The organism is Antarctobacter albus (assembly GCF_900101505.1).
Classification (GTDB): Bacteria; Pseudomonadota; Alphaproteobacteria; order Rhodobacterales; family Rhodobacteraceae; genus Antarctobacter; species Antarctobacter albus.
In genome coordinates this window covers 26,682-47,284 of record NZ_FMZI01000016.1, presented here as the reverse complement: position 1 = coordinate 47,284, position 20,603 = coordinate 26,682, and the positions used below count along the sequence as shown (strand labels likewise).

Annotated in this window: 23 protein-coding genes and 1 riboswitch; of the genes, 8 read left to right on the top strand and 15 right to left on the bottom strand. The window is 67.8% G+C overall.

Annotated elements, in window-relative coordinates; translation table 11 throughout:
* Positions 1-3 precede the first annotated feature (3 nt).
* Positions 4-999 carry a tRNA dihydrouridine(20/20a) synthase DusA gene (dusA, locus tag BLQ71_RS21755; protein ID WP_074623233.1) on the bottom strand — a complete coding sequence of 332 codons (996 nt, stop codon included), beginning with the start codon at positions 997-999 and terminating at the stop codon, positions 4-6.
* Between the two features lie 243 nt (positions 1,000-1,242).
* Here dusA and hemN point away from each other — a divergent pair, with 243 nt between their 5' ends.
* A complete protein-coding gene (gene hemN, locus BLQ71_RS21750) occupies positions 1,243-2,598 on the top strand; it encodes an oxygen-independent coproporphyrinogen III oxidase (protein WP_074623232.1) in 1,356 nt (451 codons plus the stop codon).
* 160 nt (positions 2,599-2,758) lie between these two features.
* Positions 2,759-3,184, top strand: coding sequence for a PACE efflux transporter (locus BLQ71_RS21745; RefSeq protein ID WP_074623231.1), 426 nt, complete (start codon positions 2,759-2,761; stop codon positions 3,182-3,184).
* Here the strand turns inward: BLQ71_RS21745 and BLQ71_RS21740 are convergent.
* The 4 genes from BLQ71_RS21740 to BLQ71_RS21725 all read right to left on the bottom strand — a co-directional run bounded on the left by BLQ71_RS21740 (position 3,132) and on the right by BLQ71_RS21725 (position 6,953).
* Positions 3,132-4,193 (bottom strand): acyltransferase family protein, encoded by a 1,062-nt coding sequence (locus tag BLQ71_RS21740; RefSeq protein ID WP_074623230.1) that lies wholly within the window; start codon positions 4,191-4,193, stop codon positions 3,132-3,134. The two genes, BLQ71_RS21745 and BLQ71_RS21740, sit on opposite strands and share 53 nt — an antisense overlap.
* 272 nt (positions 4,194-4,465) lie before the next feature.
* Complete coding sequence (locus BLQ71_RS21735; RefSeq protein WP_074623229.1) at positions 4,466-5,161, bottom strand: fumarylacetoacetate hydrolase family protein; 696 nt, start codon at positions 5,159-5,161, stop codon at positions 4,466-4,468.
* 32 nt (positions 5,162-5,193) lie between these two features.
* Complete coding sequence (locus BLQ71_RS21730) at positions 5,194-6,198, bottom strand: aldo/keto reductase (RefSeq protein ID WP_074623228.1); 1,005 nt, start codon at positions 6,196-6,198, stop codon at positions 5,194-5,196.
* A 65-nt stretch (positions 6,199-6,263) separates the two neighbouring features.
* A complete protein-coding gene (locus tag BLQ71_RS21725) occupies positions 6,264-6,953 on the bottom strand; it encodes a D-lyxose/D-mannose family sugar isomerase (protein ID WP_043146472.1) in 690 nt (229 codons plus the stop codon).
* Positions 6,954-7,082: 129 nt separating this feature from the next.
* Positions 7,083-7,285, top strand: a riboswitch (cobalamin riboswitch).
* A gap of 128 nt (positions 7,286-7,413) precedes the next feature.
* Here BLQ71_RS21725 and BLQ71_RS21720 point away from each other — a divergent pair.
* From BLQ71_RS21720 to BLQ71_RS21700, 5 genes are read left to right on the top strand one after another with little or no spacing between them, the layout of a single operon-like run.
* Positions 7,414-8,211, top strand: coding sequence for a DUF4198 domain-containing protein (locus BLQ71_RS21720; protein WP_268236902.1), 798 nt, complete (start codon positions 7,414-7,416; stop codon positions 8,209-8,211).
* Between the two features lie 6 nt (positions 8,212-8,217).
* Positions 8,218-8,835 carry a cobalt transporter CbiM gene (cbiM, locus tag BLQ71_RS21715; protein ID WP_069209570.1) on the top strand — a complete coding sequence of 206 codons (618 nt, stop codon included), beginning with the start codon at positions 8,218-8,220 and terminating at the stop codon, positions 8,833-8,835.
* Entirely contained in the window at positions 8,832-9,413 is a 582-nt protein-coding gene (locus BLQ71_RS21710; RefSeq protein ID WP_074623227.1) for a NikL family nickel/cobalt ECF transporter subunit, read from the top strand. Before cbiM ends, BLQ71_RS21710 begins: the two co-directional genes overlap by 4 nt.
* Positions 9,410-10,198, top strand: coding sequence for a cobalt ECF transporter T component CbiQ (gene cbiQ, locus BLQ71_RS21705; protein ID WP_082024791.1), 789 nt, complete (start codon positions 9,410-9,412; stop codon positions 10,196-10,198). Before BLQ71_RS21710 ends, cbiQ begins: the two co-directional genes overlap by 4 nt.
* Positions 10,195-10,839, top strand: a complete 645-nt coding sequence (locus tag BLQ71_RS21700; RefSeq protein WP_074623226.1) for an energy-coupling factor ABC transporter ATP-binding protein — start codon at positions 10,195-10,197, stop codon at positions 10,837-10,839. Before cbiQ ends, BLQ71_RS21700 begins: the two co-directional genes overlap by 4 nt.
* Before the next feature lie 20 nt (positions 10,840-10,859).
* Here BLQ71_RS21700 and BLQ71_RS21695 read toward each other — a convergent pair whose 3' ends face one another.
* The 7 genes from BLQ71_RS21695 to cbiE form a co-directional block, all read right to left on the bottom strand.
* Entirely contained in the window at positions 10,860-12,413 is a 1,554-nt protein-coding gene (locus BLQ71_RS21695) for a trypsin-like peptidase domain-containing protein (RefSeq protein WP_133066184.1), read from the bottom strand.
* A gap of 184 nt (positions 12,414-12,597) precedes the next feature.
* The gene (gene cobF, locus BLQ71_RS21690) at positions 12,598-13,338 is read right to left on the bottom strand and encodes a precorrin-6A synthase (deacetylating) (RefSeq protein WP_074623224.1); all 741 of its coding nucleotides are present in this window, start codon (positions 13,336-13,338) and stop codon (positions 12,598-12,600) included.
* The gene (gene cobA, locus BLQ71_RS21685; protein ID WP_074623223.1) at positions 13,331-14,065 is read right to left on the bottom strand and encodes a uroporphyrinogen-III C-methyltransferase; all 735 of its coding nucleotides are present in this window, start codon (positions 14,063-14,065) and stop codon (positions 13,331-13,333) included. Before cobA ends, cobF begins: the two co-directional genes overlap by 8 nt.
* Positions 14,062-15,420, bottom strand: a complete 1,359-nt coding sequence (locus BLQ71_RS21680) for a cobyrinic acid a,c-diamide synthase CobB (protein WP_069209614.1) — start codon at positions 15,418-15,420, stop codon at positions 14,062-14,064. Before BLQ71_RS21680 ends, cobA begins: the two co-directional genes overlap by 4 nt.
* Positions 15,413-16,207 (bottom strand): precorrin-4 C(11)-methyltransferase, encoded by a 795-nt coding sequence (gene cobM / locus BLQ71_RS21675; RefSeq protein WP_074623222.1) that lies wholly within the window; start codon positions 16,205-16,207, stop codon positions 15,413-15,415. The genes BLQ71_RS21680 and cobM overlap by 8 nt, the downstream gene beginning before the upstream one ends.
* A complete protein-coding gene (locus BLQ71_RS21670) occupies positions 16,204-16,572 on the bottom strand; it encodes a cobalamin biosynthesis protein (protein ID WP_074623221.1) in 369 nt (122 codons plus the stop codon). Before BLQ71_RS21670 ends, cobM begins: the two co-directional genes overlap by 4 nt.
* Positions 16,569-17,768: a precorrin-6y C5,15-methyltransferase (decarboxylating) subunit CbiE gene (cbiE, locus tag BLQ71_RS21665; protein WP_074623220.1), complete on the bottom strand. Its 1,200-nt coding sequence runs from the start codon at positions 17,766-17,768 to the stop codon at positions 16,569-16,571. The genes BLQ71_RS21670 and cbiE overlap by 4 nt, the downstream gene beginning before the upstream one ends.
* Here cbiE and BLQ71_RS21660 point away from each other — a divergent pair.
* Positions 17,767-18,522 carry a cobalt-precorrin-6A reductase gene (locus BLQ71_RS21660; RefSeq protein WP_074623219.1) on the top strand — a complete coding sequence of 252 codons (756 nt, stop codon included), beginning with the start codon at positions 17,767-17,769 and terminating at the stop codon, positions 18,520-18,522. The two genes, cbiE and BLQ71_RS21660, sit on opposite strands and share 2 nt — an antisense overlap.
* Here BLQ71_RS21660 and cobJ read toward each other — a convergent pair.
* The 3 genes from cobJ to BLQ71_RS21645 are packed head-to-tail and all read right to left on the bottom strand — an operon-like array spanning position 18,495 to position 20,598.
* Positions 18,495-19,247, bottom strand: a complete 753-nt coding sequence (cobJ, locus tag BLQ71_RS21655) for a precorrin-3B C(17)-methyltransferase (RefSeq protein ID WP_074623218.1) — start codon at positions 19,245-19,247, stop codon at positions 18,495-18,497. The genes BLQ71_RS21660 and cobJ overlap by 28 nt on opposite strands.
* A complete protein-coding gene (locus tag BLQ71_RS21650; RefSeq protein WP_074623217.1) occupies positions 19,244-19,972 on the bottom strand; it encodes a precorrin-2 C(20)-methyltransferase in 729 nt (242 codons plus the stop codon). Before BLQ71_RS21650 ends, cobJ begins: the two co-directional genes overlap by 4 nt.
* Positions 19,969-20,598 (bottom strand): precorrin-8X methylmutase, encoded by a 630-nt coding sequence (locus BLQ71_RS21645; RefSeq protein WP_074623216.1) that lies wholly within the window; start codon positions 20,596-20,598, stop codon positions 19,969-19,971. Before BLQ71_RS21645 ends, BLQ71_RS21650 begins: the two co-directional genes overlap by 4 nt.
* Positions 20,599-20,603 lie beyond the last annotated feature (5 nt).

Genomic DNA, 20,603 nt, shown 5'->3' with positions numbered 1-20,603 from the left:
TGTTCAGGCCGCCTTTGCTGGTCCGATATGTGAAAGCGCCTCTTCGACAAGCTCCGGCCCCGCGCCCTCGCGCGTGGCCCCGGTCGAGAGTACCTGCCGCCAGCGCCGTGCGCCCGGGCGGCCCGAAAAGAGGCCAAGCATGTGCCGCGTGACCTGGTGCAGCTTGCCGCCTGCCGCCAGATGCGCCTCGATGTAGGGCAGCATGGCGCGGGCCACGCCCTCGGCGGTCTGGTCCCGGGCGTCGCCCCAGATCCACGCATCCGCCTCGCCGAGGATGTCCCAGGGCTGCTGATAGGCGGCGCGGCCCACCATGACGCCGTCCAGGCCCTGTTCAAGGAAGGCCGCCGCCTGGTCGAGATCGGTGATGCCGCCGTTGACCGACAGATGCAGGTGCGGGAACAGGCCCCGCATCCGTTGCACCAGGTCATAGTCCAGCGGGGGAATGTCACGGTTTTCCTTGGGGCTCAGCCCCTGCAGCCAAGCCTTGCGCGCGTGAATGATGATGCGCGAACAGCCCACGGCGCCCAGCCGGGCGAGGAACTCGGGCAGGACCTCCTCGGGGTTCTGGTCGTCGACGCCGATGCGGCATTTCACCGTCACCTCGACATCCACCGCATCCTGCATCGCACTGACACAGTCGACGACGGTCTGCGGGTGTTTCATCAGCACCGCGCCGAAGGTGCCCGATTGCACCCGGTCGGACGGGCAGCCGCAGTTCAGGTTGATCTCGTCATAGCCCGCCGCATGGCCCAGTTTCGCGGCCTGCGCCAGTTCGCGCGGGTCCGACCCGCCCAGCTGCAGCGCCACGGGATGTTCCGAAGGATCGAAGTCCAGCAGGTGCAGCGCCCCACCGCGCACCAGCGCGGGAGCCGTCACCATCTCTGTGTAAAGCAGCGCACGGCCCGAGATCAGCCGGTGGAAATAGCGGCAATGCCTGTCGGTCCAGTCCATCATGGGTGCCACGGACAGGCGGGCGGCCGAAACTACCTCTGCTCTCATGTCTCCACCTGCTCCTCTGGCCCTGTGCATCCTGGTGCCACGCGCGATGACCGCCATTCCCTAGCAGCTTCCGAAAGGCTTTTCAGCCCCAACCGGACGCGCGAATCCACGGTCCGGACGGGGTACCCTGTCGCGCCCGTCTGGGCCAGATCGGAACGACAGGCCCGCGCGGCCCCGGCATTTTCGCAAGCGAAGTTGATCAGGCGCAAAGTGCGCGGCCCGCGAAAGGCGCATGGGGAAGACATGAAACAGATCGACCGCCTCAGATCCCTCGGCCTCTTCGACGCCCGGGTGCCCCGCTATACCTCTTACCCGACCGCCCCGGTCTTTACCCCGCAGGTCGGCGCCACGGACCAGGCGCAAGCGCTGGCCGCGCTGGACCCGGATGTGCCGGTCTCGGTCTATATCCACATCCCCTTTTGCGAACGCCTGTGCTGGTTCTGCGCCTGCCGCACCCAGGGCACGCAGACGCTGGCCCCGGTCGAAAGCTACATCGGCACGCTGGAACAGGAACTGGCCCTGCTGAAGGACACCCTGCCACCGGGCCTGCGCATGGGCCGGATGCACTGGGGCGGCGGCACGCCCACGATCCTGCCGCCGGCGCTGATCCACCGGCTGGCACAGGCGGTCAAGGCGGTGATCCCGCCCACCGAGGATTGCGAGTTCTCGGTCGAGATCGACCCGACGATGGTGGACCGGGCCAAGATTGCCGCACTGGCCGCCGAGGGCATGAACCGCGCCAGCATCGGCATCCAGGATTTCGACCCGGTGGTGCAAGAGGCCATCGGGCGGCTGCAGCCCTTCGACGTGACCCGCGCCTGCGTCGAGGATCTGCGCGCGGCGGGCATTCGCTCGCTGAACGCCGACCTGGTTTATGGCCTGCCGCACCAGGACGCGGCGCGGCTGAACGACACCGTGGCCAAGGTGCTGGAGCTGGCACCGGACCGCATCGCGCTGTTCGGCTATGCCCATGTCCCCTGGATGTCCAAGCGGCAGAAACTGATCGACGAGGCCACGCTGCCGCATGAGGTGGAACGCTACCAGCTGGCGGAACTGGCCGCGCGCCGCTTTGCCGAGGCCGGGTTCGACAGCATCGGCATCGACCATTTCGCCCGCCCCGACGACGGGCTGGCCCTGGCCGCCCGCACCGGGCACCTCCGCCGCAACTTCCAGGGCTATGTCGACGACCGCTGTGCCACGTTGATCGGGCTTGGCGCCTCGTCGATCTCGCGCCTGCCGACGGGCTTTGTCCAGAACGCCCCGGCGACACCCGCCTATGTCCAGCGGATCGAGGCCGGGGACCTGGCGGGCGCGCGCGGCCATGTGATGACCGGCGACGACCTGCTGCGCGCCCGCGCGATCGAGATGATCATGTGCGATTTCCGGCTGGACCTGGACGCGCTGCGGGCAGAGTTCGGCCCCGAAGCCGACGGCCTGCGGGGGGAAATGACCCGGGCCGCCGAAAGGTTCGGCGACCTCGTCACGCTTGGCGACGACACCCTGGCCATCCCCCCCGAGGGCCGCGCCCTGACGCGGATGGTGGCGCGCCTGTTCGACGGCTACACGCCAGACGGCGCGCGTTACAGCCAGGCCTCCTGACACAGGCCCCCGGCGGCCCGCGACAGGGCCGCCGGGAGTAGAAAAAAACCTCTGACGGCAGGCTTGAACCCCAAGTCAGTCTGTCCCATCTAGACGGAAGAGGACGACCTCCAGCGATGGAACAGTCCCGGGACGGCCCGGCAATTTCCAGGAGGTTGCCATGCGCCCCCCGCTTGACCGTCTGCGCCACGCGCTTTGCTTTGAAATCCTTGCTCTTGTCCTGATCGTCCCCCTTAGCACGATCGCCTTTCACATGCCCGCCCATGACATCGGCGCGGTCAGTCTTGTCGGGTCCGCGATCGCGACGCTGTGGAACATTCTCTACAATTCCGGGTTCGACCGGGTGCTGCACCACCGGCGCGGCACCACGGCCAAGACTCTGCGCCTGCGGCTGCTGCACGCGGTGCTGTTCGAGGCCGGGCTGCTGGCGCTGCTCATGCCTTTCATGGCCTGGTATCTGGACATCTCGCTTTGGCAGGCGCTGGTGATGGACCTGTCCTTTGCCGCCTTCTTCCTGGTCTATGCCTTCGCGTTCAACTGGGCCTACGACCTGCTGTTTCCCCTGCCCGACGGCCAGGAGGCGTGACGCCCGCACCTGCCTTCAGCCGCAGGGCGGGACGTTCGATCAGGTGCCAGGACAGCCAGCCCGCCAGCAGGACCGGGCCGAGACAAAGGAAGAAGAAACTCCAGCCCTCCATCGGCCCGGTGATCGAACGGATCACCTGCTGGACCGGCCAGCCGAACAGGTAGATGCCGTAGGACAGGTCACCCGCGCGCGTCCAGTTTCCAAGATCCGGCGCCCCGCGACTGCCCAGCCAGAGAAGCGGATAGGCCGCGAAGACCGGGAACAGGACACGGGTGGCATCCGACAGGAAGATCCCCGCCAGCGTCACCACCGCCAGCAGAGCGGCGACCCACGCCCGTGGCCTGTGGTGGCGAAAGACGAACCACATCACGGCCCCGGAAAAGAACCCGGGCGCACCGTACTGCAAGGCCCAGCGGTGCAGGTCGTCGGCGAAAGGCGCAAACAGCCGCACCCAGATGGCAAGCACCAGGAAAAACAGGCAGCCCGGCAGCGTCAGCAGCCGCAGCGCATACAGCAGGCCAACCAGCAGGTACAGCAGCACCTCGGCCTCGATGGTCCAGTAGACCGGGTTGAGGCTCTCCCCCACCGGGGCATCGTAATAGGTGAACTCCGGCACTTTCGCCCGGGTGGAATCCGCGGCCAGCGTCCTCAGCAGGTTCCGCCAGGTTCGCTCATCCGCCAGATGCGCGCCGGCCCCGTCAATCAGGAACGGCACCAGGAGAAAGACAAGCAACACGCTGACCGCGTAGGCCGGGTAGACCCGCAGGAAACGCCTGCGCGCATAATCCCACGAGCTGTCACAGGCGAACCGGCTGCGCGTGACCAGGAAACCGCTGAGCACAAAGAACACCTGCACCGCGTAGAAGCCTGCGACCTCGCCGGTCAGCACTTTGAACAGGTCTCCGTCCTCGGTCCCGGTGGCGATCAGGAAACTGTGCGACAGCACCACCGCCACCGCCGCCCACAGGCGCAGAGTGTCGAAATTGCGGTATCGCCCGGTGTCGGACACGACGCCGGACCTCCCCCTGCCAACGGCGGGGGGCCGCACTACTTGGCGCCTCGTTTGGGCCTTGCCGTGGCGCGGCCCGTTGCGATTTCAGGTCTTGAGGCCCTTGCGGGTCGGGCGTGCGGGCGCCCCAGGGGGGCGCGAACAGAAACACTCATCAGAAAATCCGGACACGGGAAATTCCGACGAGCGTGCGCCCGAATATCCGGGCTGGCAAGTTTTTTGACGCAGGGTGTCGTTGCGTCACCCGGATGGCCCGGAAACCGGGCGCCGCCTCAGCCGCGCGGGCCGATCAACGTTTCGATCCGGCCCAGCCCCGCGATTTCGACCACGCAGATGTCCCCGGGCGCCAGCGCGCCCACGCCCGCGGGCGTCCCGGTCATGATCAGGTCGCCGGGGGCCAGTTTCATCGAGTGCGACAGGATCGAGATCACCTCGGGCACGGTCCAGATCATCTCGGCCAGGTCGCCGTCCTGGCGCGTCTCGCCGTTGACGGTCAGCCGGATCGCCCCCTTGTCCGGATGGCCGACCGAGGCCACCGGATGCACCGGGCCGACCACGGCGGAGGCATCGAAATCCTTGGCCCAGTCCCAGGGCCGCCCCTGTTTCTTGGCCTCGGCCTGCAGGTCGCGCCGGGTCAGGTCGTTGCCCACGGCATAGCCCCAGACATGGGACAGCGCGTCCGCCTCGGCGATGTCGCGCCCGCCCGTGCCGATGGCCACCACCATTTCCGCCTCGTGGTGAAAATCGCCGGTCTCGGGCGGATAGGGCACGGTCGCGCCGCTGTCGACCAATGCGCCCGCGTGCTTGGTGAAGAAGAACGGCGGATCGCGGTCCGGGTCCTTGCCCATCTCGCGCACATGGGCGGCATAGTTGCGCCCGACGCAAAAGATCCGGCGCACCGGGAAACGCGCCGCGCTGCCTGCGACGGCGGCACCGGCCTGCGGTGCGGGCGGGAAAACGTAATCCATGTCAACTGTCCTCGTGTTTGGGAAGGCCGGGCTCAGCCATAGGATTCCGGGCCGATCCACTGCTCTGCCGAATAGCGCGACCCATGCGCCCAGCCCAGCGGCAGGCGGCGCTCGATTTCGGCCTTGAGGTCGTCGCCCAGCATCATCGAGGCCCCGCGCACCAGTTCGTGCAGGTGCCCCGGGCTGCGGGTGCCGGGGATCGCGTGCACCGTCCGCCCCTGCGACAACACCCAGGCGATGGCCAGCGTCGCCGTGGCGTAACCCGCCTCTGCGGCCAGGTCGCGCAAGCCTTGGCTGGCGGCGATGTTGCGTTCCAGGTTGCCGCCGATGAAGCGCGGATTGACCTTGAGGAACCCCGCCGCCGCCACCCGTTCCGGCGTCGGCGGCGTATCGGACAAGAGCGCCCGGCCCACCGGCGAAAAGGCAACCAGCGCGGTGCCCAGCTCTTCGCAGGCCTGCAACAGGCCCATCTCGGGCAGGCGCGTCTGCAGTGAATACTCCGATTGCACGGCGGCCACCGGATGCACGGCGGCGGCGCGGCGCAGGCTGGTGGGGGCGATCTCGGAATAGCCGAAAGAGGCGATCTTGCCCTTGCGGATCAGCGCCGCCAGCGACTCCGTCACCTCCTCGATCTCGATCCGGGGATCGCGGCGATGGACGTAAAACAGGTCGACCCGCTCCAGCCCCAGCCGTTGCAGGCTCTTGTCCAGCTCCGCCTCAAGGTGGGCGGCGGTATTGTCGAAAATGCGCGCGCCCGTGTCCGGGTCGCGGGTGATCCCGGCCTTGGTGGCGATGCGGAACGGGGTGCCGCCCTTGCCCGCGTAGCGTTTCAGGAAGCTGCCGATGATCTCTTCGGATTTGCCCATGCCATAGACGTTCGAGGTGTCGATGTGATCGACCCCGGCGTCCAGCGCCGCATCCAGCACCGCGTGGCTCTCGTCCTCGCTCACCGCGCCGTAAAAACCCGCAAAGGACATCGCCCCGATGCCCAGCGCCGATACCTCCGGCCCACCCTGTCCTAGTGCCCGTCTCAGCATGTCCTGCCCCCTCTTGCCGACGGGCGCAGAGTGGCGCCCGCCTCCCGCATTGGCAAGTCCCGGCCTCAGGCCCCCAGCCAGGCCTTGTAGTCGCTGACCAGCAGGTGCAGCGGCGCCTCGTCCTCCTCGATGTCGGAAAAGCGCCCGATCGGTTCGCGAAAGATGTTGTCGGTCTCGTCGTCGTTCACGGTGCTGACCTCGCCGATCAGCACGTCGCCGCCCTCGCCCCAGAAGGCGTGCCAGTCGCCGGGCCGCAGGGTCACGCTTTCGCCCGGCGCCAGTTGCAGCTTTTCGCCCGCCACATAGTCGTGCACGATCCCGTCACACATCACGGTGCCGCCGCGATCCTCGGCAAAATTGCCCTGGTCGTCAGATCCGTACAGCTCCACCACCAGCGTCGCGCCACCCCGGTTGATGATGTCCTCGGCCTTGATGACATGGGTGTGCATCGGCGAAAGCTGGTCCTGTTTCGAGATCAGCAGCTTTTCCGCGTAGCACATCCCCCGCCCCGAGGTCAGGTCCGACAGCAGCCCGTTGCGCAGGGTGAACAGGAACAGCCCCATCTCGTCATAGCGCCCGGCGCCATAGTCGGTGATGTCCCAACCACAACGAGAGTCGATGACATGCCGCGCCGCGCCCGCCTGCGCCACGAAGGCCTCTGGCGACCATTGCGCAAAGGGCGGCAGGGTGAACCCGTGGCGACGGATCATCTCGTCCGCCTCCGTCATGATGGCGTTTATGCGCGAGCGTTTCATGCCCTGCCCTCCGTTAGCGATAGCGGTCTTCCACAGCTATCCGCCTCCGGCCGCGCCCCGTCAACCGTCAAACCGAAACAGCCCCCCGGCCTGTCACTTTGACCATTGCCCCGCATTGGCGAACCTGTCACACACAGAACCGTGACCGGTCCCGGAAAGGCGACTTTCCGGGGGAAAGAGGGAATGCCGTGCGGCGCATCCGCGCCAATCCGGCAACTGCCCCCGCAACTGTAAGCGGAGAGCCGGGCCAAGACGCCACTGGAGCAATCCGGGAAGGCAGGCCCAGGCAAAGACCCGCGAGTCAGGAGACCTGCCGGACACCCGCGGCCCAGATGGCCACGGCTCCACCGGACGTCGGGGTGAGCGTCTGGCCTGTGTCCTGTCCGGACCCCGGCCGCCTTGTCCCACGTCTCCACCGCATTGCGCCGGGGATGGCGCAGACTGGACAAGGACGATATCAGTGACTTTTTTTGCCCCCGGAAAACAGGCCCTTGTTGGCGCGCTCCTGGCGTTGCCCACGGCGGCACCCGCGCATTTCCTGCTGGAATACACCACCGACGCGATGATCGACCGTCCCGGTGAGGTGCCGGTCAAGCTGGTGTTCTGGCACCCCTTCGAAAACGGCCATGTCATGGACCTGGAGCGCCCGCAGGAGTTCTATGTCATTCATCGCGGCGAAAAGACCGACCTGATGGACACGCTGCAACCGATCACCTTTACCGGCGCCAGCAATTCCGCCGCCGCCTTCCTGGGTTCGGTCCCGGTGAAACGCTCTGGCGACTATGTGCTGGTGACGGTGCCACAGCCCTATTTCGAGGAATCCGAGGACAAGTACATCCAGCAGTTCACCAAGTCCGTGCTGAACCGCAACACGCTGCCGACCGACTGGATGGCGCCCGTGGGCCTGCCCACCGAGATCCTGCCCCTGAACAAGCCCTACAACATCATCGCCGGGTCCACCTTCACCGGGCAGGTGCTGGCCAATGGTGAACCCGTCGCCGGCGCGGAAATCGAGATCGAGTACATGGCGGCCGAACCGGACATGGACGGATCCGCCGCCACCGCCCCCGTGGCCAGCCCGCCGCCCGGAGGGGCCGTCGTGGCGATCTCGGACGCCAACGGCTATTTCACCTTCGGCATCCCCAAGGCCGGGTACTGGGGCTTTGCCGCCCTCGGGTCCGGTCCGGCGACCGAGCATGAGGGCAAGGAGCTGAGCCAGGACGCAGTCCTCTGGATCCGCGCCTGGGAACTGGAGTAACCCAAGATGCACATCGTCGACGGAGCCCTCTCGAACCCGGTCGTCATCGGCGGCGCCGTGGCGGCGGCGGGCGGCATTGCCCTGGGTCTGCGCGCCCTGCCGCTGGACCGTATCCCGGCGGCAGGCGTGCTCTCGGCCAGTTTCTTCGTGACCTCGCTGATCCATGTGCCCGTGGGTCCGTCGTCGGTGCATCTCATCCTCAACGGTCTGGCCGGGTTGATCCTCGGCTGGGCCGCCTTCCCGGCGCTTTTCGTCGGCCTGGTGCTGCAGGCGGTCTTTTTCGGCTTTGGCGGGCTGACCGTGCTGGGGGTGAACACCGTCAATATCGCCCTTGCGGCGGTCCTCGTCGGGCTGGTCTTCCGCCCGCTGATCCTGCGCGGCGGTCCTGTCGGGGCGGCGATCTGGGGCGGCATCGGCGGCGCCTGCGCCACCGCCCTGACGACGCTCTTCGTCGCCCTCTCGCTGATGTTCTCGGGCGACGAATTCCTCGCCGTCGCGCACCTTGTCTTTGTCGCCCACCTGCCGATCATGGTCATCGAAGGGCTACTCACCGGCTTTGCGGTCCTGCTGGCGCGCAAGGTCAAACCCGATCTCTTCCTGTCGATGAAGGAGGCCGAGGCATGATCCGGCTGGCGCTGCTCCTGTGCCTGCTGGCCCTGCCCGTCCCGGCACTGGCACACAAGGTCATCGCCGCGGTCTTCCCCTCGGGCAGCGCCATCGAGGGCGAAATCGGCTTTTCCAACGGCGACATGGCCACCGACCAGCCGGTCGAGGTCTATGGCCCCGACGGCACGCTGCTGGGCGAGACCGTGACCGACGCCGACGGGTTTTTCATCTACACGCCGACCGAACCCGTCGCCCATACCTTCCGCTCGGACCTCGGCGCCGGGCACCTGGCCAATGTCACCATGCCCGCCGAAGAGGTCGCCCGCATCCTGGGTGTCGCCGCGCCCGAACCCGCAGCGCCCGCCCCCACGACGGCGCCCGCGGCCCCCGGCCTCGCGCTGTCGGATGCCGACCGGGCCGAGATTGCCCGCATCGTCCGAGACGAGATGCGCCCCCTGCGCCGCGAGATCGCCGCCTACCGCGAAAAGAACGACCTGCAGACCATCCTCGGCGGCATGGGCTATATCCTCGGGCTCTTCGGGCTGGGCTTCTACATCGCCGCCCGGCGCCAGCTCAAATCGCAGGCCGGGGCGTGACGCATATCCTGTCGAACACCAGCGCCGCCCTGCCCGGTGACGGCCCCCGGCGCGGCCCCGGCCCCATCGCCGCACTGGACCCGCGCGTGCGCATCCTGTCCGCCATCGCCTATGGCGTCTTCGTGGTGGCGCTGGACAACCTGGTCGCGCTGACCGCCGCGCTGGCGCTGTCCCTGACCCTTCTGGCGCTATCGCGCCTGCCCCCGGCAAGGACGCTGAAACGTGTCGCGATGGTCGACGGCTTCATCCTCTTCATGCTGCTGCTCCTGCCCTTCACCGTGCCCGGCGACCCGATCTTCACCCTCTGGGGCTATCCTGCCTCCTGGCAGGGGTTTGCCCGCGCCATCCAGATCGGCCTGACCGCCAATGCCGTGGTCCTCGCCCTCATCACCCTCGTCGGCACGATGGAGCCGGTCACGCTGGGCCACGCGCTCTACCGCCTGAAGACGCCGGAAACCCTGGTGCACCTGATGATGTTCACCATCCGCTACGTCGAGGTGCTGCGCCAGGAATACCTGCGCCTGCGCGCCGCGATGAAGGTGCGCGGCTTTCGTCCCGGCACCAACTGGCACAGCTACCGCAGCTTCGGCTACCTGGTCGGGATGATGATGGTGCGCGCCATCGAGCGTTCCGAACGCCTGTTGGGCGCCATGAAATGCCGTGGATTCTCGGGCCGGATCGTGCTTTTGCAAGAGTTCCGCTGTACCCGTGCCGACGCGCTCTTTGCGCTGGTTCTCTTCGGCGCCTTCGCCCTGCTGCTGACACTGGAATTGACGCTGCGATGATCGAACTGGACGATCTGCACTTTGCCTATCCCGGCCAGCCCCCGGTGCTGAACGGCGCCTCGATGCGCCTTGGCCCCGGCGAGCGGCTGTCCTTGACCGGCCCCAACGGCGCCGGCAAGTCGACGCTTCTGCGGATGATCCTCGGGCTGCAACGGCCCACCTCAGGCACCGTGACCATCTTCGACCAGGCCCGCAGCCGCGAAAAGGACTTCCACGAGGTCCGCCGCCGCATCGGGCTGGTGTTCCAGGACCCCGACGATCAGCTGTTCTGTCCCACCGTGGCCGAGGACGTGGCCTTTGGCCCCCTGAACCTGGGCAAGAGCCGGGACGAGGCGCTGGCCGTGGTCGAACAGACCCTCATGGTGCTCGACCTGCTGCACCTGCGCGACCGTGTCACGCACAAGCTGTCGGGCGGCGAGAAGCGCCTCGTGACCCTCGCCACGGTCCTCGCCATGTCGCCCGAGGTGCTGCTGCTGGACGAACCGACCAACGCGCTCGACCCGGAAAACCAGGCCCGCCTGACCGAGATCATCGACGCCCTGCCGCTGCCGATCCTGCTGGTGTCACACGACCCGGCGTTTCGGGAGAGGATCGCGCCCTGCGCGCTGGAGTTGCGGGAGGGGCGGCTGGTGGGGGTCTAGGCACGGTCCACCCCGCCGCGCTAATTCTTGCGGACCGTGACGCGACAGCCATTCGAAACGCTGATACTCAGTGACCGGCCATCCTTGGACAAGGTGCCACTGGCGGTATTGGTGACCCAACCAAAGGTCTCCGTGGCCGAGTAGCTGCGCCCGTTCAGACTGCCTCGCGTTGTCCCGCTGCCCGATGTGCCGCTGATCGTCCCGGTAAAGGCATTGCCCCCCGCCGACCGATAGGTGGTGGTCCCGGAGGCCACACCCAGCGGACAGGTTGCAGACCAGCTCCATGTCCCGACCATCGAATAAACCGGTGCAGGAGGCGCGGACTGCCCCGGTTCCCGAGGTGTGTCCGCCTCCGGTGCAGGGGCCGCGACCACCTGTTTGCAGACGGTGCCCGACCGCACCTTGATGGCCTCCAGCGCCTGCGCCGTCCCAAGATCGCCAGCCTCGAGCGCAACATCCGTCGCGACAAGAAACCGGCGGAATGCCTCGCGGGTCCGTGGCCCCGTGATCCCGTCCGGCGTGCCCGCATCACAGCCCAGCCTGTTCAGATGCGATTGCGTCTGGCGCAGGATGTCGCGCGCGTCCACCGGCTCTGCAACCGGCGCCGGGTCGGCGGGCTCAACCGGTTTCGCCTGCACCGCAACGGCTTGTTCCGCCTTTTCCGCGCGCAGCTTCGCCAGCTCGGCCAGCGCCGCTTCCAACGCCCGTTCAGCGTCCCTTTCGGCGTCCGCCTTGGCTGGCGGCGCCTTGGCGACCGCCTTCAACACCTTCGACTGAGCCAATATCTCCGCCATCGGCACGGCGAAATTCACATCCCCCGCACGGCTCCCGGCGTGATGCAGCCCGATCACCTTCTGCGACCCTGCGTCGATCACCGGAGAACCGGAATTCCCCGGCAGCGTATCGCAGGTGTGCCGCAGCCTATGTCCGGCCAGGGCCGGACTGTCCGCCTGGCATTTCTCGCGGCTGATCCGCTGCGCCTCGCCCATCGGGTGCCCGATCACCCAGAAGGGATCGCGGTCATTGGGAACCGCCGCCGAAAGCTCCAGCGCGCCGAACTCGGCATTGGCATCGCCCAGCACCTGCAGCACCGTGTAGTCCAGCGCCTCGCTGGTCTCCAGCGGCACCGGGTTGACGTGAAAGCTCTTGACCCCCGCCTCGATCCCGTCGCGCAGGAAACCGGCGTGGAACTGCACCGCCGCGATACTGGTTGCGCCCTTCTCCACCATCCTGGGATGTTTCAGGATACCCGGCACGCAATGGTGATTGGTCACCAGCTTGTTGCCCTCGACAAGAAAGGCGGTGCAGGGCGCATGGCCGACATTGGTCAGGATCTGCAACATCCCCACCGCGCGGCCCGTGCGCGCAAAGATCGACCTGTCGCCATAGCTGGACACGAACTCGTTGTTGTAGGACCCCACCTGCGCCTCAAGCTGGACGTCCAGCATCGACTCGTTGCGCGGTGCCACCACCTGCCCGAAGGTCTCGGGCGGGAACAGCATCAGGTCCTGCGCCGGGGCCGCGCCGGCAATTGAGATGAACGAAACAGCAGCGGCAAGGCGGGCAATAGACACGGACGAACGTCCTTCGGCAGGGGAAAATCCGCCTGCAGTCTAACAGGACTTTCCCGGCAACCGAGTCCGGATTTCCCGGAGCGGTCCGCGACGGTCACGGCAATGGGTTAACGATCCCTTGCCGCTTTGTACAAAATGCTGATTTCGACGTACGTTTTGTACAAAACGTACAAGATCCGGGGCCTCAGCCCCGCTCGTCTTTCCGCATCAGGTAGGTGTCCATGATCCAGCCGTGCCGCGCCCGCGCCTCGGCTCGCGTGGCCACGATCCGGGCGGATGTTTCCGCCAGAGGACCGGCCTCCAGCACCTGTTCCGGCATCCCCAGAAAGCCGCCCCACCAGATCGAAATCCTTTTTGGATCAATCTGTTGAAAGGAACACTCACCATCCAGCATGACCACCACGGTCTCTGCCCCCGCGGGCCAGCCGTGATCACGCAGACGTCGTCCGGTCGTGACCATGACCGCCCCATTGACCGTGTTGAACGGGATCGCATGGGCGGCCGTCAGCGCCTGAAGCGCCGTAACCCCCGGAAAAACCTTGACTTTCACCTCGCCGCTCAGCCGTTCCGCAATCCGCAACGTGCTGTCGTACAACCCCGGATCGCCCCAGACCAGCAGCGCCACGGGCCCTTCGGGCGCGCCGTCCAGCGCCGCAATCCAGCGGTCGGCAATGGCGTCGTGCCAGCGCGCCACCCGCTCCTGGTAGGGCAGGTTCTCATCCCGAACCGGCATGTCAAAGGGCACAACCTGTGCCACCGCGCCCGCGCGCCGCAATATCTCGTGGCGCACCTCGGCCAGGTCCTCCTTGGCCACGCCCTTGCGCGGGATCAGGACCGTCGCGGCCTCGCGCAATGCGCGCTGGCCCTGCAAGGTCAGATGGTCCGGGTTGCCTGTCCCGATCCCGACCAGCCAGAGCTCAGTCAAACCCCACCCCCAATTCGGCCATCGGCCCGTACAGGATCAGCGCCGGTTTGGTCCCGATCTCGCCCGCCAGTCGCGCCGACAGACCCGCCACCGTGTCCCTGTGCAGGCTCTGCTCGGAGGTACAGACCGCCTCGGCCAGGATGGCCGGGGTCGTCCCTGGCAAGCCATTGGAAATCAAGGCTTCTGCCAGTTTCGGAAAGGTCCGCTTGCCCATGAAGACCACGGTCATGGCGCCCGGATCGGCCAGCGCCTTGAGGTCCAGGTCCGGGGGCAACGCGCCGCTGGCATCATGCCCGGTGACGAATTGCACCCGCCGCGCCGTCAGCCGCCGGGTCAGGGGAATGCCACAGGCCGCCGCCGCCGCCACGGCAGAGGGAATGCCGGGGATGATCTCATAGTCGATGCCCGCCGCGCGCAGCGCCACCTGTTCTTCCTCAAGCCGCCCGAACAGCCCGGAATCCCCTGATTTCAAACGGACAATCCGCCCGCCCTCCTGCGCGTACTCCACCAGCAACTGGCTGACATGGTTCTGCTTGGGCGAGGGCCGCCCGGCCCGTTTGCCCACGCCGATCAGGTCAGCACCTGGGCGAACATGGGTCAGGATCGGCCCAGAGGACAGGTCATCGAAGAGCACCGCATCGGCGCGCTTCAGCCGGTCCACGGCCTTGAGCGTCAGAAGCTCGGGATCGCCCGGCCCGCTGCCCACGAAACTGACGAAACCGCTCATGCCGGAACCTCCGCCGTGATCAGGTGAAAGAAGGTGCCGGTGACATGCCCCTTGCGAGAGCCGGTCTCTGGCACCGGGTTGCCATCCGCATCCGCGACCGCCGCCAGCGGCGCGTCGGGTTGGTCGAGGATAGTGGAATAGTGGAATTCATGCCCGCGCAGGGCTGTCCCCGGCGCAAAGCCCGTCATCTCCGCCTCCAGCACCGCGCGGCGATATCCCAGGTGGAACTTGCGCTTTTCATACGAGGTGACCAGCCCCAAAAGGCCCGCCATCCGGTGCGAAACGCCCTCTTTGTCCACCAATGCTGCGCCAAGCGCCATGTATCCACCGCATTCGCCATGCACGGGCCGCGTCTCGGCAAAACTCCGCAATCCCGCTCGGAAACGCTCCGCCGCGGCCAGCCGCCCGGCGTGCAATTCGGGGTAGCCGCCGGGCAACCAGACCATGTCGGCGCTGTCATCGGGCGCCTCGTCCGCGAGCGGCGAAAACGGCAGGATCTCGGCTCCTGCCGCGCGCCATCCTTCCAGCAAATGCGGATAGGTAAAGGAAAACGCCGCGTCCCGGGCCAGCGCGATCCGCTGCGCCGGGGGGCGGGGCAAGTCGGATGCGGCTGGCGGGCGGGCCGCTGCCGGGCGCAGCCCGGTGGCCGGGGCGTCCGACCGCCCATCCGCCACCGCCCGGATCGCGGCAAGGTCCACGTGATCACGCAGGAAATCGGCATAGCCCGCGATCGCCGCCTCAAGGTCGGGGTGCTCGACCGCCTGGATCAGGCCCAGGTGGCGTTCCGGCAGGGTCAGGTCACCGCGCCGGGGCAGCACGCCCAGGACCTTGATTCCCGCCTTCTCCATGCCCAGCCGCGTCAGCCGTTCATGCCGGGGCGAGGCGCAGCGGTTCAGGATCACCCCCGCAAAGGGCAGGTCGGGCATGTAATCACGGAATCCCATCGCCGTGGCCGCTGCCGATTGCGCCTGTCCACCCACATCGACGACCAACACGACGGGCCAGCCCATGCGCCGCGCCGTCTCCGCCGAAGAGCCGAAGCCCGACTGCCCGCGCGTCGCCACACCGTCATAAAGCCCCATCGACCCTTCGCCGATGCAGATATCCGCGCCACCCGCCTGCGCCGCGACCGCATCCAGCAAGCCACCGTCCATCGCCCAGGTATCCAGGTTGAACGACGCCCGCCCGCTGGCCGCGAGGTGAAAGGCCGGGTCGATGTAATCGGGGCCGGACTTGAAGGGCTGCACAGACAGCCCCTCGTCGCGCAAGGCCCGCAGCAGTCCCAGCATGACGGTGGTCTTGCCGGTGCCCGAGGCGGGGGCCGAGATCATCAGGCCGGGGGGAAGATCAGTCATCGCCATGTTGCCACTCCGCCCAGGGGCTATCGGCGCTCTGCGGCCGGTAGCGCCTGTCATAATCCGCCGCATAGAGCCGGCTTTCCGCACGCGGCCCCTCGCCCAGCGCTGCGCCTACAAGGATCAGCGCCGTGCGCGAGATCCCGTCGTCCACCGCCTCTGTCAGCGTGCCCAGCGTGCAGCGGATCACCCGCTGGTCGGGCCAGCTGGCGCGATAGACCACGGCCACGGGACAATCGGCGCCATAGCCGGGCAGCAGGTCGGCCTGAACCTTTTCCAGTTGCCCCACCGACAGGTGCAGCGCCAGCGTCGCACCCGTGCGGGCGAAATTCGCGAGGCTCTCGCCCTCGGGCATGGGCGAGGCGCGGCCTTGCGTGCGCGTCAAGACAACGGATTGCGCCAGTTCCGGCACCGTCAGCTCCACCGCCAGAGCTGCCGCCGCCGCCGAGAAAGAAGGCACGCCCGGCGTCACGTCATAGGGAATGCCCAGAGCGTCCAGCCGCCGCAGCTGTTCACCCATCGCCGACCAGACCGACAGGTCGCCGGAGTGCAGCCGCGCCACGTCCATGCCCTCGGCATGGGCCGCGGCGATTTCCGCGACGATGGCGTCAAGATCCATCGGCGCCGTGTTCACGATCTTCGCATCCGGCGGGCAATGCGCCAGCACCGCCTCGGGCACCAAAGATCCGGCGTAAAGACAGACCGGACAGGCGGCGATCAGGTCGCGCCCGCGCAGGGTCAAAAGGTCCGCTGCCCCCGGTCCTGCCCCGATGAAATGAACTGTCATGCGCCCTCTCCTTCTGCCAGCGCGCAGGTCGCCATTCGGTCCTCTGACACGACCCGTGTCACGATCAGCCGCGCCCCCGGCCCCGCCGCCGCCAGTGCCGCCGCCTCGGCAAGGCTGCCGGTCTGGCGCGCCGCCGTGCTGGCCACCGATTGCGTTCTCACCTCCTGCGCCGAGAGCGTGGCGGCGTCAATCCCGATCACCGGCAGCCCCATCTGGCGTGCGAAGGCCATGAATACTGGCGTTTCCGCCTTGTCCGCAGCGGTGGCAAGCGCCGAGACCGTCTGCCCCGATCCAGCCCCGTCCAATGCATCGGCCAGGCCCTGCACCGAGACCGCGCCACGAAATCCGAACCCCGCGACGATCACAACGTCACGCTCCATTGCACCACCGGGTAGGCGGCTTTCCATCCCCGGCGCGGGCCAAGGGCCGCCGCCTGCGCCAGTTCGATCCGCAACAGGTCGCCGCCCCGCGCCGCATGGGCCGCGATCAACTGCGCCTCGCTTTCCAGCGTCACCGCGTTGGCCACCAATCGCGTTCCGCCGGGCAGGTGCGAAAACAACCAGTCCAGCAGGTCCCCGCTCAATCCCCCGCCGACAAAGACCACGTCCGGCGCGTCCAACCCCGCCAGGGCCTCCGGCGCGCGGCCTTCGACCACCTGCAAGCGGTCCACGCCCAGCGCTGCCGCATTGGCGCGGATCAGCGCAATCCGGTCCGCGCGCGGCTCGATGGCGACGGCTTGGGTCGTCGGATGGCTCAGCAGCCACTCGATCCCGATGCTGCCAGAGCCTCCGCCGATGTCCCAAAGCCGTTCCCCCGGTTTGGGCGCCAGCGCCGACAGGGTCAGCGCCCGCATCGGGCGCTTGGTCATCACGCCGTCGCTGTCGAAAAAACCGTCGTCGATGCCCGAGGTACAGGGCAGCACGGCCCCTTCGCCCGCGATCTCGACCGCCACGACAACGGGGTGCGAGAACACCCCGGACGCCGCACCTGCCAGCATCTCGGTCACGCGTTCCCGCGGACCTCCCAGCGCCTCCATCACCCAAAGCCGCGAGGCGCCGAATCCAAGCCCGGCAAGGTATCCGCCCAGGTCCGCCACGGCGTCGCCATCGCGCAGGGTGAGGATCATCCGCACGCCAGGGGCCAGGTAAGATCGCAACCGCGTCAAGGGCGCCGCGTGGTGCCCGAGGCACAGCACCTTGTCCATGGCCCAGCCCAGCCGCGCCGCCACAAGCGAGAAACAGGACACCCCCGGCAAGGCCTGCCACTCCCCGGGCTCGAACCGCCGCGCGATCACGCTGCCCGCGCCGAACCAGAAGGGATCCCCCGAGGCCAGCACCGCCACCTGACGGCCCCTGTACCCTTCCAACAGATCCAGCCCATCGGCAAAAGGCACCGGCCATTCCACGCGCTCCGCGCCCATGTCCGGCAGCAAGGCCAGGTGACGCGGTGGCCCCATGATGATTTCGGCCCGTTCCAGTGCGGCACGGCTTGCAGGGGACAGCCCCTCCGGTCCATCTTCGCCCAGACCGATGATCACCAGCCAGGGAGCGCCCTCAGACATGACCCCGAACCTCCTGATCCTGGGCGGCACGACAGAGGCCACGGCGCTGGCCAACCTGATGGCGGAACGCGGGCTTCGGGGCACCGTCAGCTTTGCGGGACGGGTCGACCGCCCGCGCCGCCAGCCCTTGCCGCAGCGGGTCGGCGGATTCGGCGGCATCGAGGGGCTTGCAAGGTACATCCGCGACACCGGCATCACGCACCTGGTCGACGCCACCCACCCCTTTGCCGCGCAGATGAGCGCGAACGCGGTGCACGCGGCCCAACAGGCGGGTATCCCCATGCTGGCCCTGACCCGGCCCGCCTGGCAGCCGCAGGCCGGCGACCGCTGGCGCCACGTGCCGGACATTGCCGGGGCGGTCGCCGCGCTGGACACGACGCCCCGCCGCGTCATGCTGGCCGTGGGCCGGATGCACCTGGACGAGTTTGCCCCCAACCCGCAGCATTTCTACCTGCTGCGGCTGGTCGATCCGCCGAAAACCTCGCCGCCCTTTGCCGAATACCATGTCATCGTGGATCGTGGGCCGTTCACCCCCGATGGCGACCGCGCGCTGATGCAGGAACACGGAATTGACCTGGTGGTGTCGAAGAACGCGGGCGGCAGCGGCGCCTCGGCAAAGCTCGACGCCGCGCGCGCCTTGAACATCCCCGTCGTGATGATCGACCGCCCCGCCCTGCCGGACAGGCACGAGGTCGCGACGCCGACAGAGGTGCTCGACTGGTTGGCTCATGCCGGGACGGACCTGGGAGTGTAGACCCAAGGCGCGCCGTCCCGCTCGATCACCCGCGTCAGGGACGAGCCGACAAGGACGACGGTGCGCATGTCGGCCATTTCGGGCGTGGCATCGCTCAGGCGGACCACCCGCAGCTCTTCCTCGGGCGTCGACACGGCGCGGGCAAAGATGATCACCCGCTCCGGTTCGCAGGCTTCGCGCAACACGTCCAAGGCACGGCCAAAGCCCTCGGGACGGGACTTGGACCGGGGATTGTAAAACCCCATCGCAAAATCCGCCTCTGCCGCCAGCCGCAGGCGTTTCTCGATCAACGCCCAGGGTTTGAGGTTGTCGCTAAGGTTGATGGCGCAGAAATCATGGCCCAGGGGCGCACCCGCCTTGGCCGCCGCCGCAAGCATCGCGGTGATGCCGGGCAGCACGCGGATCTCCAGCGCGCGCCAGGCGTCCGGCCCGGCCTCCACCGCCTCGAACACCGCCGAGGCCATGGCAAAGACTCCCGGATCGCCAGAGGACACCACGACCACCCGTCGCCCCTCTGCCGCCATTTCCAGTGCATGGCGCGCGCGGTCCAGTTCCACGCGGTTGTCGCTTTCGTGCAGGCGCAGCCCGTCGCGCGGCGCGATGCGGCGCACGTAGGGAATATAGCCGACGATATCGGTCGCCTCCTGCACGGCCGCCGACACTTCGGGGGTCACCAACGCTTCGTCCCCCGGGCCAAGCCCGGCAATCACGACCCAGCCGCTCATGGCCGCCGCCCCTGACCATGCACGATGACGATGGAAAAATAGGGCGACACGCGGTCATCCGCCTCGACCAGCGGCATGACGGTCTGGCCCTCCATGCTGGCGTATTCCACCAACCAGGCGCGGTCCATCTTGCCCGCCGCCTGCAGCGCCTCGCGGATCTTGGGCAGGTTGCGCCCGATCTTCATCACCACCAGCGCATCCGCATCCAGCGCCCCGCGCGTCAGTTCCGCCAGGGGCAGCGTCCCCATCAGCACGGACAGGATGTCATCGCCCCAGGTGACCGGCGCGCCGGTCGCCGTCCAGGCCGCCGACATGCCGGTAATCGCGGGCACCACATGCACCGGCACGTCGTCCTTGAGCCGGGTATAGAGATGCATGAAAGAACCGTAGAAGAAGGGGTCTCCTTCACAGAGCACCACCACGTCCTCACCCGCCGCGACCAGCGCCTTCAGATGCGCGACGCAATCGGCGTAGAAGGCCGCGAGGATCTGGTTGTAGCGCGGGTCGGACAGCGGAATCTCGGTCGTGACCGGGTATTCCATCGGGAATTCCACCGCATCCTCGCGCAGCATTCCGTCGACGATCCCGCGTGCGCGGCCTGACCGCCCCGCCTTGCGGAAAAAGGCCACGTGCCGCGCGTTGCGGACCAGACGATCGGCGCGCACGCTCATCAGCTCGGGGTCGCCGGGGCCCAGCCCGACGCCGAAAACCGTCCCGCCCCTCATTCCGCGCGGCTCGCGATGGCGTTGATCGCCGCGACGGTGATGGCGCTGCCACCCAGCCGCCCCTCGACGATCAGCGAGGGCACCGGCTGTGCCTCCCACAAGGCATCCTTGCTTTCGCGCGCGCCGACAAAACCGACCGGGCAGCCGATGATCGCCGCCGGGCGCGGGCACTCCGGGTCCTCGAGCATTTCCAGCAGGTGAAACAGCGCCGTTGGCGCGTTGCCGATGGCCACCAGCGCCCCTTCCAGCCGGGGGCGCCACAGTTCCAGCGCCGCCGCCGAGCGCGTCGTGCCCAGTTGCGCCGCCAGTTGCGGCACTTCAGGCTCGCGCAGGGTGCAGATCACGTCATTGCCCGCAGGCAGACGTTTGCGCGTCACCCCCTCGGACACCATGAAGGCATCGCAAAAGATCGGCGCGCCCGCCTCCAGCGCCGTCCGCGCCGCCGCGACCATGCCGGGCGAGACCTTCACGTCGCGTTCCAGCCCCACCAGTCCGGCGGCATGGATCATGCGCACCACCACCTGTTCCTCGTCGCGGGCAAAGCGGTCCAGCTCTGCCTCGGCTCGGATTGTGGCAAAGCTCTCCTTGTAGATGGCCGCGCCGTCTTTTTCGTATGTATAGGGCATTGAGT